The 14,573-nt window shown below is 69.1% G+C and carries 16 protein-coding genes; 7 read left to right on the forward strand and 9 right to left on the reverse strand.

All coding sequences use genetic code 11. The annotated features are described in order from the left end of the window. Window positions 1-6: 6 nt before the first annotated feature. The 5 genes from QFZ29_RS10845 (at window position 7) to QFZ29_RS10865 (ending at window position 5,549) form a co-directional block, all read left to right on the forward strand. On the forward strand, window positions 7-1,335 hold the full coding sequence (locus QFZ29_RS10845; RefSeq protein WP_129521929.1) for a magnesium transporter MgtE N-terminal domain-containing protein: 1,329 nt from the start codon (window positions 7-9) through the stop codon (window positions 1,333-1,335). After that, complete coding sequence (locus QFZ29_RS10850; protein ID WP_306894123.1) at window positions 1,322-1,843, forward strand: DUF1003 domain-containing protein; 522 nt, start codon at window positions 1,322-1,324, stop codon at window positions 1,841-1,843. The genes QFZ29_RS10845 and QFZ29_RS10850 overlap by 14 nt, the downstream gene beginning before the upstream one ends. After that, the gene (locus QFZ29_RS10855) at window positions 1,830-3,008 is read left to right on the forward strand and encodes an Mrp/NBP35 family ATP-binding protein (RefSeq protein ID WP_306894124.1); all 1,179 of its coding nucleotides are present in this window, start codon (window positions 1,830-1,832) and stop codon (window positions 3,006-3,008) included. Before QFZ29_RS10850 ends, QFZ29_RS10855 begins: the two co-directional genes overlap by 14 nt. Window positions 3,009-3,012: 4 nt before the next feature. Beyond that, the gene (locus QFZ29_RS10860; RefSeq protein ID WP_306894125.1) at window positions 3,013-3,924 is read left to right on the forward strand and encodes a hypothetical protein; all 912 of its coding nucleotides are present in this window, start codon (window positions 3,013-3,015) and stop codon (window positions 3,922-3,924) included. 74 nt (window positions 3,925-3,998) lie between these two features. Continuing rightward, window positions 3,999-5,549 (forward strand): succinic semialdehyde dehydrogenase, encoded by a 1,551-nt coding sequence (locus QFZ29_RS10865; protein ID WP_306894126.1) that lies wholly within the window; start codon window positions 3,999-4,001, stop codon window positions 5,547-5,549. 29 nt (window positions 5,550-5,578) lie between these two features. Here QFZ29_RS10865 and QFZ29_RS10870 read toward each other — a convergent pair whose 3' ends face one another. The 6 genes from QFZ29_RS10870 to QFZ29_RS10895 all read right to left on the reverse strand — a co-directional run bounded on the left by QFZ29_RS10870 (window position 5,579) and on the right by QFZ29_RS10895 (window position 10,095). Further along, window positions 5,579-6,313 carry an SDR family NAD(P)-dependent oxidoreductase gene (locus QFZ29_RS10870; protein ID WP_306894127.1) on the reverse strand — a complete coding sequence of 245 codons (735 nt, stop codon included), beginning with the start codon at window positions 6,311-6,313 and terminating at the stop codon, window positions 5,579-5,581. Between the two features lie 54 nt (window positions 6,314-6,367). Continuing rightward, window positions 6,368-7,474, reverse strand: coding sequence for an alanine racemase (locus tag QFZ29_RS10875; RefSeq protein ID WP_306894128.1), 1,107 nt, complete (start codon window positions 7,472-7,474; stop codon window positions 6,368-6,370). Window positions 7,475-7,568: 94 nt separating this feature from the next. Beyond that, window positions 7,569-7,865 (reverse strand): hypothetical protein, encoded by a 297-nt coding sequence (locus QFZ29_RS10880; RefSeq protein ID WP_306894129.1) that lies wholly within the window; start codon window positions 7,863-7,865, stop codon window positions 7,569-7,571. Window positions 7,866-7,870: 5 nt separating this feature from the next. Then, entirely contained in the window at window positions 7,871-8,614 is a 744-nt protein-coding gene (locus QFZ29_RS10885) for a GntR family transcriptional regulator (RefSeq protein ID WP_306894130.1), read from the reverse strand. 78 nt (window positions 8,615-8,692) lie between these two features. Then, window positions 8,693-9,373, reverse strand: a complete 681-nt coding sequence (locus QFZ29_RS10890; protein ID WP_306894131.1) for a haloacid dehalogenase type II — start codon at window positions 9,371-9,373, stop codon at window positions 8,693-8,695. Between the two features lie 332 nt (window positions 9,374-9,705). Beyond that, a complete protein-coding gene (locus QFZ29_RS10895) occupies window positions 9,706-10,095 on the reverse strand; it encodes a sec-independent translocase (RefSeq protein WP_306894132.1) in 390 nt (129 codons plus the stop codon). A gap of 91 nt (window positions 10,096-10,186) precedes the next feature. Between QFZ29_RS10895 and QFZ29_RS10900 the strand changes: the two genes are divergently transcribed. Further along, the gene (locus QFZ29_RS10900; protein WP_129521923.1) at window positions 10,187-10,819 is read left to right on the forward strand and encodes an O-methyltransferase; all 633 of its coding nucleotides are present in this window, start codon (window positions 10,187-10,189) and stop codon (window positions 10,817-10,819) included. A gap of 11 nt (window positions 10,820-10,830) precedes the next feature. Here QFZ29_RS10900 and QFZ29_RS10905 read toward each other — a convergent pair whose 3' ends face one another. The 3 genes from QFZ29_RS10905 to dapE all read right to left on the reverse strand — a co-directional run bounded on the left by QFZ29_RS10905 (window position 10,831) and on the right by dapE (window position 13,493). Further along, window positions 10,831-11,004: a DUF3117 domain-containing protein gene (locus QFZ29_RS10905; RefSeq protein ID WP_129521922.1), complete on the reverse strand. Its 174-nt coding sequence runs from the start codon at window positions 11,002-11,004 to the stop codon at window positions 10,831-10,833. A 142-nt stretch (window positions 11,005-11,146) separates the two neighbouring features. Next, window positions 11,147-12,379, reverse strand: a complete 1,233-nt coding sequence (locus QFZ29_RS10910; RefSeq protein WP_306894133.1) for a hypothetical protein — start codon at window positions 12,377-12,379, stop codon at window positions 11,147-11,149. 13 nt (window positions 12,380-12,392) lie between these two features. Continuing rightward, entirely contained in the window at window positions 12,393-13,493 is a 1,101-nt protein-coding gene (gene dapE, locus QFZ29_RS10915) for a succinyl-diaminopimelate desuccinylase (protein ID WP_306894134.1), read from the reverse strand. A gap of 36 nt (window positions 13,494-13,529) precedes the next feature. Between dapE and dapD the strand changes: the two genes are divergently transcribed. Further along, window positions 13,530-14,489: a 2,3,4,5-tetrahydropyridine-2,6-dicarboxylate N-succinyltransferase gene (gene dapD, locus QFZ29_RS10920; protein WP_306894135.1), complete on the forward strand. Its 960-nt coding sequence runs from the start codon at window positions 13,530-13,532 to the stop codon at window positions 14,487-14,489. Window positions 14,490-14,573 lie beyond the last annotated feature (84 nt).

Consider the following 14,573-nt stretch of genomic DNA (forward strand, 5'->3'; position numbering starts at 1 on the left):
GGAAGCGTGAGCGCCACGAGAGTCTTCGTCGCCCGGCTCGCCGGGTGCGCCGTCTTCGACCCCGCGGGCGATCGAGTCGGCAAGGTGCGCGACGTGCTCGTCGTGTACCGCAAGAACGACCCGCCACGCGTCGTCGGCCTCATCGTCGAGATCCCCGGCAAGCGTCGCGTGTTCGTCTCGATCGGCAGGGTCACCTCGATCGGCGCCGGCCAGATCATCACGACCGGACTCATCAATCTCCGCCGCTTCGAGCAGCGCGGCGGCGAGGTGCGCGTCATCGCCGAGATGCTCGGCCGCAAGGTCGCCTTCAACGACGGCTCGGGCACGGCGACGATCGAAGACGTCGCGATCTCCGAGCACGATCCGGGCGAGTGGGAGGTCGAGCAGCTCTTCGTGCGCCGGCCCAAGGGAGCCTCGCCGTTCTCGAAGGGGCAGTCGGCCTACGTCACGTGGCGCGAGGTGCGCGAGACGACCGCGAGCGGTGAGGCGCAGTCGGCCGAGCACCTCATCGCGACCTACTCCGAGCTGAAGCCGGCCGACCTCGCGAGCACCTTGCTCGACCTGCCGGCGCTGCGTCGCCAGGAGGTCGCGGAAGAGCTCTCCGACGACCGGCTCGCCTCTGTGCTCGAGGAGATGCCCGAGACCGACCAGGTGGAGATCCTCTCCCGGCTCGGCGACGATCGCGCGGCCGACGTGCTCGACCACATGCAGCCCGACGACGCCGCCGACCTCATCGCGCAGCTTCCCGAAGAGCGCGGTGAGCACCTGCTCGAGCTGATGGAGCCCGAAGAGGCCGACGACGTCCGATTCCTCCTCTCCTACGGCGCCGACACCGCGGGCGGGCTCATGACGACCGAGCCGATCATCGTCTCGGCCGATGCCACCGTGGCCGAGGGGCTCGCGCTCATCCGCCGCCACGACCTGCCTCCCGCCCTCGGCGCGGCGGTGTGCGTGACACTGCCGCCGTACGAGCCGCCCACCGGCCGCTTCCTCGGCCTCGTGCACTTCCAGCGGATGCTGCGCTATCCCCCGCACGAGCGCCTCGGCACCCTCATCGACCAGGGCCTCGAGCCCGTCACGGCCGACACCTCCGCCGCCGAGGTCAGCCGCATCCTCGCGAGCTACGACCTCGTGTCCGTGCCGGTCGTCGACGAGAAGCACCGACTCGTCGGGGTGGTGACGATTGACGACGTGCTCGACTACCTCCTGCCAGATGACTGGCGAAGTCATCCCGAAGAGGAGGGTGTGGGCCGACGCGCTGCTGCGCGAGCCCAGCTGACGACGGGAAGCATCCCGATCCCGCACGGAAGGAGGGCAGGAGATGGCACGCGTTGACGTCGAGGACCGCCGGTTCGACACCCCGAAGGGCATCCGCCGATCGCCCTCCTTCCGCGGGACGGGTGACAAGGACCGATTCGGGCGCTTCACCGAGTGGGTGGCCCGCGCGATGGGCACCCCGGGCTTTCTCCTCGGACTGACCCTCTTCGCGGTCGGCTGGATGGTGTGGAACACGTTCGCGCCCGAGCACTACCGCTTCGACTCCATCGCGATCGGCTTCACGGCCTTGACGCTCGTGCTGTCATTGCAGGCGTCGTACGCCGCCCCGCTCATCCTGCTCGCCCAGAACCGGCAGGACGACCGCGACCGCGTGCAGATCGAGCAGGACCGGCAGCGCGCCGAACGCAATCTCGCCGACACCGAGTACCTCGCTCGCGAGGTGGTCGCCCTGCGCCTCGCGGTGAAAGAGCTCGCCTCGAAGGACTTCATCCGCGGCGAGCTCCGCACGATGATCGAGGAGCTCGACCGACGCGAAGACGAGGAGACGGAACATGCCGTCTCCTGAAACCGACGCGATCGAACGGGCCGTGCACGCGGCGCTCACGGGTGTCATCGACCCCGAGATCCGCAAACCCGTCACCGAGCTCGACATGGTCGAGTCCGTGACCGCGGGCGGCGACGGTCGCGTGCACGTCGTGATCCGGCTCACGATCGTCGGATGCCCCGCCTCCGACCGCATCGAACGCGATGTCCGCCAGGCCGCCGAGTCCGTCGCGGGCGCCGGCATGGCCGACGTCACGCTCTCGGTGATGACGCCCGAGCAGCGCGCCGCGCTGACGGAGCGGCTCCGCGGCGGCCGCGCCGCTCGTGGCAATCCCTTCGGTCCGGGCAGTCTCACGCGCGTGATCGCCATCACGAGCGGCAAGGGCGGGGTCGGCAAGTCCACGATCACCGCGAACCTCGCGGTGGCGCTCGCGGCGCGCGGCCTCTCGGTCGGGCTCGTCGACGCCGACGTACACGGCTTCTCGATTCCCGGCCTCCTCGGGCTCGTCGACGAGGCGGGCGTCGCCGCGCGGCCGACCCGCGTCGACGAGATGATCCTGCCGCCCGTCGCGCACGGCGTGAAGGTCATCTCGATCGGCATGTTCGTCGAACCGACCGAACCGGGCGGGCGCGCGTCATCCGTGGCCGTCGCCTGGCGCGGGCCGATGCTGCACCGAACCCTCAACCAGTTCCTCACCGACGTGTACTTCGGCGACCTCGACGTGCTCCTCGTCGACCTGCCGCCCGGCACCGGCGACGTCGCGATCTCGCTCGGCCAGTTGTTGCCGAACGCCGAGGTCGTCGTCGTGACGACCCCACAACCGGCGGCGGCGGATGTCGCCGAGCGCTCGGGCGTCGTCGCTCGCCAGACCGGCCAGCGCCTCGTCGGCGTCGTCGAGAACATGGCCGGATTCGTGCAGCCCGGTGGCGAGGTGCTCGACCTCTTCGGCTCAGGCGGCGGTGCGCTCGTCGCCGAGCGGCTCTCCGAAGGCCAGACCGCACCCGTGCCGCTCATCGCGAGCGTCCCGCTCAGCATCTCGCTGCGGCAGGGAGGAGACGCGGGCACGCCCGTCGTCATCGCCGCACCCGACGACCCCGCGGCGCGCGCCATCGAGCACGTCGCGGCGTACCTCGCGGCGCTCCCCCGCGAGCTCGAGGGCCGCAGGCTCGACGTCTCGGTGCGGTGACCGCATGCGCCGCGCCCGTCTCCGCCGCCGGTTCGCGTTCATCGCCGCTCTCCTGACCGTTCCCGCGCTGCTCGCGGCCTGCACCGGGGCCGCTCCCGGGCAGCCCGGCGACCCGTCTGGTTCCGGCGATCCCAGCGGCCTCGTGGCATCGATCAAGCAGGGCCGCCTCGACATCGAGGCGCGACGGCTGGTGGTGCGTCTCTCGAATACCGGCGACGCAGCCCTCACGATCGAGGGCTTCGCGTTCGAGGCGGCCACGCTCGCTCCCGGAATGGTGCGCACGAAGCCGCTCGAACTCGCCCCCGGCGAGACGATCGACGTGCGCCTCGACCTCTCGAAGAGCGAATGCGACGTGGAGGTCGGCCCGGCGAGCGTCGTCGCCGACGTGAGCACGGCCCACGCGGCCGACGGCACCGCCGACAGCACCGCGGTGACGCTCACTCCTGACGACCCGTTCGACACCCTCGCGCGCATCAACGCCGCGGAGTGCCTCGGCGAGGCCGTGGCGGAGGTCGCCACGTTCACGATGCCCGAGCACCTCACGTCGACGGGATCGGGCGCTGAACGGCGCGCGTTCATCGATGTGCTCGTCGAGCCTGCGGCTTCCGGGAGCGACTCACTGCACGTCGAGCGCGTCTACGGCACGACCCTGCTGAACGCCGAAGACGGCATCGACTGGACGCTCGGCATCGACGTCGCTCCCGGCGACGCCCCGTTCACACTCTCGCTGCCGGTGCGGCCGGCACGCTGCGACGCGCACGCGATCGCCGACGACAAGCGGGGCACGATCCTGCCGTTCTCGATCGCTGTGGGCGAGCACAAGGGCCGGCTCGATCACCCGTCATCCGACACGCTCAAGGCGGAGCTCTACGCCTATGTCGCCGAGCGCTGCGGCCTCGAGCTGCCAAGCGGCTGACGCCGGCCTCTTCCGCGGCGCTCGGCGCCGAGCCATGCCGGGGCCGAGTGGGTCAACTGTCCTAGACTGTGCGCATGCGCGCCCCAACGGCCTCACCCGAACTCTTCACGAGCCTCACCGACGACGTCGTCGCCTCGGGCTCCGACACCGTTTCCGTCCTCACGCCGTCGACCGGCGAGACGCTCCACGAGCTGCCGCGGTCGAGCGCCGGCGACGTGCGCGACGCCGTCGCAAGGGCGAGGCTCGCCCAGCTGGCCTGGGCGCGCGCCGGCTTCGCTGAGCGCCGCAGGGTGCTGCTGCGGGCCCACGACCTCGTACTCGAACGCCGCGAGCTCCTGCTCGACCTCATCCAGCTCGAGAGCGGCAAGACTCGCGGGCAGGCCTTCGAGGAGGTCTTCGGGGCTGCCTCGCTCACGAGGTACAACGCACTCGCGGCTCGCGGAGTGCTTCGCTGCCGACGGCGGCGCTCGGGCGTCCCCGTGGTGCTCACGACGAGGGTGCGGTATCGGCCGAAGGGCGTCGCCGGGGTGATCACCCCGTGGAACTACGCGCTGAGCCTCGCCGCGATGGACGTGGTGCCCGCACTGGCCGCCGGGTGCGCCGTCGTGCAGAAGGCCGACGACCAGGGCGCGCTCTCGATCCTCGCCTTGCGCCGTGCGTTCATCGACGCAGGCGTGCCCGAGGCGCTGTGGGCCGTGGTCACGGGCGAGGGGTCCGAGGTGGGCGAGGCGCTCACCGACGTCGCCGACTACATCTGCTTCACGGGCTCGACCGCGACCGGCCGCAGGATCGGCGAGAAGGCCGGTCGGCGACTCGTCGGTGCTTCCCTCGAGCTCGGCGGCAAGAATCCGCTCATCGTGCTCGACGACGTCGATCCGGAGCAGGCGGCGACGGATGCCGCGTACGCGTGCTTCGCGGCGATGGGCCAGTTGTGCGTCTCGATCGAGCGCATCTACGTGCACCGCGCCGTCGCCGGCGCCTTCACACGCGCCCTCGTCGATCGGCTCGAACAGGCCAGGCTCGGGTCGTCCCTCGACTACGGGAGCGACTTCGGGTCGCTCGCGAGCGCCGCACAGCTCGCCCGCGTCGAGGCGCACCTCGACGATGCGCTCGCGCAAGGGGCGACCGTGCTCACGGGCGGGCGCGCACGCACCGACGTGGGCCCGTGGTTCTTCCAGCCGACGGTGCTCACGGGGGTGACCCCGACCATGCGCGTCTACGCCGAGGAGACGTTCGGCGCGATCGCCTCGCTCTACATCGTCGACGACGAGGAGGAGGCGATCCTCGCGGCCAACGCGAGCGAGTACGGGCTGAATGCCGCGGTGTTCACCGGATCGACGAAACGCGGGCAGCGCGTCGCGAACGCGCTCGAGGCAGGCAACGTGAACATCAACGAGGGCTACCGCGGCAGCTACTCCTCCTTCGCGGCTCCCATGGGCGGCATGAAGCAATCGGGCGTCGGCCGGCGCAACGGTCCCGAGGGGCTGCTGCGGTTCGTCGAGCCCGTGACGATCTCGGCGATGACGGGGCTGCTGCAGCTCCCGCGCACCGGGCGCGAGTTCGGGGCGCTCGAGCAACCGCTGCTGCTGCTCGCGTGGGTGCTCCGCGGCATCCGTCGCCGCTGACGCGTTCGCTCGGCCGAGCGCCAGGCCGGCTAGAAAGCGGTGTACCCGCCGTCGACGGGAAGGACCGCTCCGGTGATGTAGGACGACTCCGACGAGGCGAGGAAGAGCACAGCGTCAGCGACCTCCTCGGGCGAGGCGAGGCGTTGAAGTGGAATCTGGGACTCGCGCTCACGCCGGTACGCCTCGGGGTCGGACCTGCGTCGGAAGGCTGATTCGATGATCGGGGTCGCAGTCAGGCCGGGCGCAACCACGTTGACCCGGATGTTGCGCGGCGCCCACTCGATCGCCGCACCCTTTGCGAGCATGATCAGGCCGCCCTTCGCCGCGGAATACAGCACTTCCCCAGGCATGCCAACCATGCCGAGTCGCGAGCTCACGCACACGAATGAGCCCCCAGCCGCGGGCATCAGCGGAGCGAAGTGCTTCATCACCAGAAACGCGCTGAGCAGGTTGCTGTGGAGCACGTTCTTCGCGTCGTCGTACGCCATCTCGGTCAACGGGCTGCTGGCCTGCAGACCGTGGTTGATCACGACCACGTCGACCGAACCGAAGGCGCCCGCGGCGTGCTCGGCCAAGCTTGCGACGAACACCTCGTCGTTGAGATCCCCGGACACGTACACGTCGTCGGGCTGAACGATGTCCATCCGCTCTCTACGACCGGTCAGCAGCAGCCGCGCGCCCTCGCGGCGGAAATGGGAGCTCACCGCCGCTCCTATCCCGCTGCCGGCGCCGGTGACCAGCGCGGTGACCTTCTCGAGTCTCATCTCATCTCTCCTGGTGGGTTGGGAGTGGTTTCGTGGGGCAGGCTTCGTGGACAGTCAGCTGAGGAGTCCACGGGCGGCGACCGGCCACCGCTCCAGCATCGTGCCTTCAGAGTCGGTCACGACCAGCTCCTCGAAGCTGTTCACGACTGGGCAAACGTGGTTCGGCACCACCGGTATGACCGTGCCGACGCTCGGACGCGGTTCGCCGACGGGCACTGCAGCAAACCCGTGGTACTCGTTGAGCTTCGCGAGGACCGCCTTCTTCCCGGCGATGCCGCCGAACCCTCGTTCGGGGTTGCCCTCACGGCCCAGGGCCTTGGTGCCGACGTCGAGGATCACCTGATCGGGGATCCAGTCGCTGACGACGGTGGCGGCGACGAACAGCGCGATCTGGTCCTCATCGCATGCGCCGAGCCGGGTGTTGTTCAGGTCGCAGAAGACGTACTCGCCGGGACGGATCTCGGTGATCACGCTGTTGGTCGAGAAGGCGATCGTGGGCGTCGAGCCAGCGCTGACCACCTCGGCGGTGATGCCGACGTCGCCGAAGCTGCGCACTGCGGCGGTCAGCGCGGCTTGCTGGTCTTGCGCCGCAGGCTCAGGGGAATCCGGACCGGAGCTGCCATGCCCCGGATAGGTGTACACCCCGACCGGCACCAGCCCGCGCTTGCGGGCCGCACGTGCGAGATCGCCCGCAGCCGCGGGCGGGGCTCCGGACCGGCGGGCGCCACAGTCGATTTCCACCACTACCTGGAGCCGGTCCGGCTCCCCTCTCATCGATTCGGCGAGGGCCTCGATCGCAGCAAGGTTGTCCACCCCCACGCGCATCCGGGTGGTCTGCGCCAGACGGCGGATCCGGTCGCCCTTGGTACCCGACGGCCAGACCGGGTAGGCGAGAAAGATGTCCTCGAACCCGGCCTGGGCAAAGACCTCCGCCTCACCGACGTTGCCGGCGGTGATCCCGACCGCCCCCGCCTCGACCTGGCGTCGACCGACCTCGACGCACTTGTGCGTCTTGACGTGAGGCCGCAGGTCCAGATGGTGCTCGACGGCGAAGACTTGCATGCGATCGATGTTTCGCTGCATGACGTCGGCCAGCACGATCGGCAATGGGGTGTCCACTCGGTTGACCAGGCGGTTGAGTACTCGTTGAAGCCGGTGCATGCTGCACTCCTCGAACTCCGAAGCGGGCGGTTGAACGGCGCGTGCTCATCCCTTGACACTGAGAAGGAGTCGGACGCGCATCTGTCGGCTGGTCCTACATCGCCGTGCAGATCATCTGGATCTCGACCGGGCTGTTGAGCGGCAAGCCGGCAACACCGATGGCAGTGCGAGGGTGCCGCCCGTTCTCGCCGAGCACGTCGACGAGCCGCTCACTGGCCCCCTGGCCCTGGAGCTCACCGTCCATGAAGGGCAGCTGACCCGCCACGTGCACACTGGAGTCAACCGCCCGCTGGTTCTCGAACTTCGGGCTCTCACGGACAGCGGGCAGGTCCAGGCCGAGAGCCTGGAGCCGCTGCGCACTTGAACCGCTCTCGTTGCGAATCTCGCTCACCTGTCTCAGTCCTCCTTGGCGGGGTCCGCCGAGGGCGAGGTTGGCGCCCAGGCAGGCGCCGCGTTGTCAGGTACGCCGGAGCTCGCATTCCCGTGGCCCTCAGTCTGGGCATGCAGTGCGGAGGGAAAGTGGTGAACCATCTCCCGGCCGAACCCGTCCACGTCGCCCGCCAGCACACACGCAACCAGCCCCTCGTGCTCGCGTGCGATGTCATGCACGTCGCTATAGGAGCGATGGTCGACCACGAGGTAGAGACGAAGCTTGTTCTCCCACCCGTTCCAGAGGCTCTGCAGGATTCCGTGTCCCGAGAAGTCGTAGAAGAGCCTGTGGAAGCGAAGGTGCGCATCGATGCTGGCCGGGATGTCGTTCTGCTCAGTGGCCCGGTGGAGGTCCTCGATGGTCTGCATCAACGTGGGCCGCTCCCGGCCGCGCAGCACTTCCATGGAGAGCTGCCCGGCGTAGGGCTCGACCCGTAAGCGGATCGAGGCGATCTCGGCGACCTCCCGAGCGCTCACCTCGACAACGAAGGCCCCGCGGAAGGGGATCTTCACGACCAGCCCCTCCTCCTCGAGCCTCGTCAGCGCTTCCCGCAGCGGCGACCGGCTGATCCCGAGATCCGCCGCGATGTGCGCCTCACGCAGTTGTCCCCCAGGCGGCACGCTCCCATCGAGGATGGCGGAACGCAGCACGCGGTAGACGCCATCCGGGGTCGTCGTCCGCTTCTCATGCCATTCGAACGTGGCGTCCATGCTGCAGCTTCCATTCGGTCTTCCGTCGAAGGCGGTGCCGGTCGACGGGCTCCCCACGCTGGGGTCTCACCTGTCCTGTCAAGGACGCGGCAGGCCGAAGAGAGCGGGGAGGTCGGCGATGTCGGTGATCCGCTCGTAGCCGAGCCAGTGCTCGTCCGCCTCGAAGCCCCGGTCCACGTACACCTTGTGCTCGATGCCCATGACCGCAGCAGGGCGGAGGTCGTACATCGGACTCGCGGAGACGTGCACGATCTCGTCGGGCGCCGCGCCGAGCTCGTCGAACATGTACTCGAACGCGCTGAGCCGTGGTTTGTAGACGCCCATTTGCTCGGCGCTGATGACGACTTCGAACGGGGCCTGGAGGTTCGCCGCGAGGCGCACTGCGTGCGCGGTGTCGCTGTTCGTGATGATCACCAGCGGGACTTCCTCCGCCAAGCGGTTCAGTGCCTCGGTGACACCCGGGTACGGGCCCCAGGTGGGGATGCAGTCGTAGATTGCACGTGCGTCGCTCTCGCGGTACTCGAGGCCGAGCCTGCCGGAGGCGCGTTCAAGGGAACGACCGACGATCTGGTGGAACGGCTTGTAGTCACCCGTGCACTCGTCGATTCGGTACGCCTTGCAGGCCTGCAGGAAGTCGGCGGCGATCTCCGCCGGCAGCCGGTCGCCCAAGACCTGACGGATCGCATCGTTGATGCGGAACTGGATCAGCGTTCCGTTCATGTCGAACGTCACGAACTTCGGCTTGATGTCAATTCCCATGTGGTCCTCCAGTTTCGTTTCACCGCTCGGCCCCGCTCGCACAAGCTTTGTCGATTGTCGACAATATGTGTAAAGTTGTCAACTGTCAACAATTTCCCCACCCCTACTGGCTCGACACCGCGCCCACGGGCTCGCCCGAGCGATCGAGAACTCCTGTCGAGGGCAGCACCGACGTGGCCGTCATCTGCTGGGGAGGTCTGGTCGACATGACCCTCGGCCGCATGGTCAGGGCCGGCCGCACGACGGCGTCTACTACTCCATGGGGTACGCCGGGCACGGAGTCCCGATGGCCACGTACATGGGCCCTACTACAAGCTCAACGACCGCGTGAGCTACGTGGCTTCGGAGTCGAACGGCGCCTGCTCGTCGGCGCCGAGGGCGTCTCGCTTGCGCTTGCGCTGCAGGTAGGCGGAGTTCTCGTTCACCGCCGCGCGAGCGACGACGGGCTTCTCGGGCTCTGTGAAGGGATCGACGTCGACGAGGGCCTCACGGATGATGCGCCGAGGGTCGTACTGGCGCGGATCGAGCTTCTTCCAGTCGACGTCGTCGAAGTCTGGGCCCATCTCTTCGCGCATGCGGTCTTTCGCACCGGTCGCCATGTCGCGCAGCGACCTCACGAGGCGACCGAGCTGAGCGGCATAGTGCGGCAGCCGCTCTGGGCCGAGCAGGAAGACGGCGATCACCCCGATGATGAGGAGCTTCTCGAACGTCAGACCGAACACCACTACAGGATAGTCGGCGGCGAGGCGTGCGAACGCCAGCTCGCGACGCCTCTAGGCTTGGGGGCTGAGAGATGCACCCGGGAGCCGCCACGTGTCTGATCACGACTTGAACTGGAAGTACGTCGACGAGTCGGTCGTCGAGACCGAATCGATCGTCAAAGCGCGCCAGCAGTCGCTCGAGCTCGGCATCGAGCCCGTCTCGCCGGCCATGGGCGCCCAACTGGCCGTGCTCGCTGCCGCGACCCGAGCCGAGTCGATCATCGAAGTCGGCACGGGAGTCGGCGTCTCGGGACTCTGGATGCTGCAGGCCGCCCGGCGCGCGCTGCTCACCTCGATCGACACCGAGACCGAATACCAGCAGCACGCCCGCCAGAATTTCGCCGATGCGGGCATCACGGCGGCGCGAGTACGCCTCATCGCCGGGCGAGCGAGCGAGGTGCTGCCGCGCATGAACGAGAGCTCATACGACGTCGTCTTCATCGACGCCGACGGCCCCGCAGTGATCGAGTATGCCGAGCACGGACTACGGCTCGCGAAGCCCGGCGGCATCGTGGTCGTCGCGCGGGCGCTCTGGAGAGGCAGGGTCGCCGACCCGGTGCGACGCGATGAGGCGGCGAGTGCGTTCCGCACGCTCATCGGCGAACTTGCCGCATCCACCGCGGTTGCCACCGCGATCTCCCCGGCCGGCGACGGCCTGCTCCAGATCGTGAAGCTGGGTGCCTGAACCGCTTCGGCTCAGGCTGGGTTCACTACGCCACTGAGCACGTTGTAGAGCTCCTTGGCCTCAGCGTCGTTCACCGAGACGACGAGGCGACCGCCTCCCTCGAGCGGAACTCGAACGATGATGAGGCGACCCTCCTTCACAGCCTCCATAGGCCCGTCTCCGGTGCGTGGCTTCATGGCCGCCATTGAGCTACCCCTTTCGTGGCTGATCTTCCCATTATCGGCTATCGCGGGTGGTGCTGGGAAATCGCGGTGAGCCTGTTGAGTGCCATGGCGGTGGAGCGGATGCTCCGTCGACGGCCGTTTCGTGCGCCGATTCGTACGCCCATCAGGGCGGCGTCCAGTCGAGGCCGTCGATGCCCCAGGCGATCAGGAGCCAGCCGATCTGCAGCAGGAGGGAAAGCGCTACCACGCTCCAGCGGTACCATCTCGCCCTCGGCAGTGCGAGCGCGCCCACGAGCGGGAACATCGGAGCGACGATGCGGAACGTGCTCGATTGCGGGAAGAACACCGCGAGCAGGTAGACCGCGTAGCTCGCGAGCCAGAGCCGCAGGTCGACGCCGAGCCGGCGCACGGCCGGCGTGAGGAGCACGAGGGCGAAGAGCACCACGATGGCGATCACGGCGATCGTGCCGAGCGGCTGCCCGACCCACCATCCGCCCGATTGGAACCACGCGGTGAACGGCACGAGCTCGTGGTAGCCGATGTACGCCGAGCGCCATGCGAGCTCGGTGTCGGTGTACCCGTGGAACTCCCCGGTGGCCGCCCACACGATCGCCGGCCAGGCGAGCCCGGCCAGACCGGTGAAGACGGCGACGGATGCCACGAGCAGGCGCTCGCGTACCGGGAACGGGTCCTTCCGTCGCGTGAACCATCGCCACAGCCAGTGCAGCCCGAGCGTGAGCGCGAAGGCGAGAGCCCCGGGACGCGTGAAGGACCACACGACGACGACGGGCATGAGCCATCCGTAGCGCCGATCGACGAGCAGCAGCAACGCGAGGGCGAGCAACAGGAATCCGAGCGACTCGGCGTAGCCGAACTGCAGGATCGGCGACACCGGGGAGACCGCGAACAGCGCGACCGCGAAGAGCGCTCGGTCGGGTTCGAGGAAGCGGGACATCAGGCGATGCAGCACGAGCGACGCCCCGAGCCCGGCGAGGACCGCGACCACGACCGACGCCACGTTCCACGGCGCTCCCAGCCAGGTGACCGCGCCGACGAGCACGGGATAGATCGGCAGGAACGCCCAGGCGTTCTCGGCGACATGACCGGTCTCGGTGAGCGGCAGTTCAGAGGGATAGCCGCCGAGCCAGATGATCTGGTACCAGCGCGCGTCCCACATGTTCGCGTACTCGAAGTAGCCCGGCTGCGCACCCGTCCACGGGTTCGGTCCCTGCCGGCTTGCGAACACGAGCACGATGACCGTCGTGATCGCCCTGGCGCCGAAGTAGATGAGGGCGACCTTCGCCCACCACGGCGCGAGGCGCCATCGCACGCGAGTCGACCAGCGGTTGACGCGGAACGGATCGCGCTCCCGCTCGGCCGGCACGGACGAGGTCACTTGGCTGCTCGGCTCAGACGCCGCTCGAGAGCCACGCGCGGAGCGCCCGCTCGCACGAGAGGATCTGGTCGACGCTCACCCGTTCGTCGTCGGCGTGGGCCTTGAGCGGGTCGCCCGGGCCGTAGTTCACGGCCGGGATGCCGAGTGCGCTGAAGCGCGCGACATCCGTCCACCCGTACTTGGGGCGTGCCTCGCCGCCGACGGCGCGCACGAACTGCTGGGCGAGCGGCGCGTCGAGCCCCGGCCGGGCACCCTCGGCCTCGTCGACGACCGTGAGCTCGTACTCGGGGAACATCTCCTTGATGAGGTCGATGGCCTCGGCGACGGTGCGATTGGGCGCGAAGCGGTAGTTCACGTGCAGCATCGCCTCGTCGGGGATGACGTTGCCGGCGATGCCGCCGGTGATGCCCACGGCGTTGAGCCCTTCGCGATAGGCGAGCCCGTCGACCTCGATGGTCGCCGCTTCGTAGGCGGCGAGCCGGTCGAGCGCCGGCACGAGCTTGTGGATCGCGTTCTCACCGACCCAGCTGCGTGCCGAGTGCGCCCGCAAGCCGTAGGCGCGCAGTTCGACGCGGAGGTTGCCGTTGCATCCGCCCTCGACCTGCCCGTTCGATGGCTCGCCCAGAATGGCGAAGTCGCCCTCGAACAGGTCGGGCCGGTGCCGGGCGAGCCGGCCGAGGCCGTTGAGCTCGGCCGAGACCTCCTCGTGGTCGTACCACATCCACGTCACGTCGACGGCGGGCGCGACGAGCTCGAGCGCGAGCTTCAGCTGGACGGCGACGCCGGCCTTCATGTCGACCGTGCCACGGCCCCACAGGAAGGGCTCGCCGGCGATCGTCTCGAACCGGGTGGGCAGGTTGTCCTTGATCGGCACGGTGTCGATGTGGCCGGCGATCACGACGCGGCGTTCGCGACCGAGGTTGGTGCGCGCGACGACCGTGTCGCCGTCGCGAACGATCTCGAGGTGGGATGCCCCAGCCAGTGCGTCCACGATGAGGTCGGCCAGCAGTGTCTCGTGACCCGAGACGCTCGGAATGTCGCAGATCGCCTGCGTGATCGCGACGGAGTCGGCGGTGAGGTCGAGTGTCGGCCAGGCTGCAGCGGGAGTGGACATTCCACAAGTCTAGGAGGGCCCCGATACGCTGGAGACATGCCCTCGAACGACGACTCCCTTCCGTCTGCCCCGCGATCGGCGTGGGGCCATGGTCTCGCGACGATCGCCGCCGACGGCACCGTGCTCGACACGTGGTTCCCCGCACCTGCGCTCGGCGCGCCCGACGCCTCGGCGACGCCCGTCGAGCTCGAGGCCCTCGCCGGCGGCGACGAGCGGCGAGCCGTCACCGTCGAGGTCGTGGTGGTCTCGATCGACCTCGACGAGGCGCCCGCGAGCACGGCCGACGCCTATCTCCGCCTGCACCTGCTCTCGCATCTCCTCGTCCGCCCGAACGAGGTGAATCTCGACGGCGTGTTCGCCCACCTGCCCGCCGTCGTCTGGACCAACGCCGGCCCGGTGCATCCCGCCGACTTCGATCGCCTCCGCCCTGCACTGCAGCGCGCCGGCATCCACGCGACCGGGCTCGACAAGTTCCCTCGCCTGCTCGACTACGTGACGCCCGAACGAGTGCGCATCGCCGATGCCTCGCGCGTTCGACTCGGCGCCCACCTCGCGCCGGGCACCACCGTCATGCACGAGGGCTTCGTGAACTTCAACGCGGGCACGCTCGGCACCTCCATGATCGAGGGCCGCGTCTCGCAGGGCGTCGTCGTGGGCGACGGCTCCGACATCGGCGGCGGGGCGTCGATCATGGGCACCCTCTCGGGCGGCGGCACGCAACGCGTCGCGATCGGCGAGCGCGCCCTCCTCGGCGCCAATTCCGGCATCGGCATCTCCATCGGCGACGATTCGGTCGTCGAGGCCGGCCTCTACGTCACGGCGGGCACGAAGGTCATCGTGCTCGGCGCGGCCGGTGAGCGCCCCCGCACCGTGAAGGCCGTCGAGCTCTCGGGCGTTCCGAACGTGCTGTTCCGCCGCAATTCGCTGAACGGCCAGGTCGAGGTGCTCTCGCGAACGGGCGCGGGAGTGGCGCTCAACACCGCGCTGCACGCCTGACGTTCGGCGCCGGGCTTCTCGGATACAGTGGGGTCCGCGGGCCGCCGGAGGGCGGCCGTCGCCATGCGCATCACGAGGGAGTGA

Source organism: Agromyces albus (genome assembly GCF_030815405.1).
In the GTDB taxonomy this organism is placed as follows: Bacteria; Actinomycetota; Actinomycetes; order Actinomycetales; family Microbacteriaceae; genus Agromyces; species Agromyces albus_A.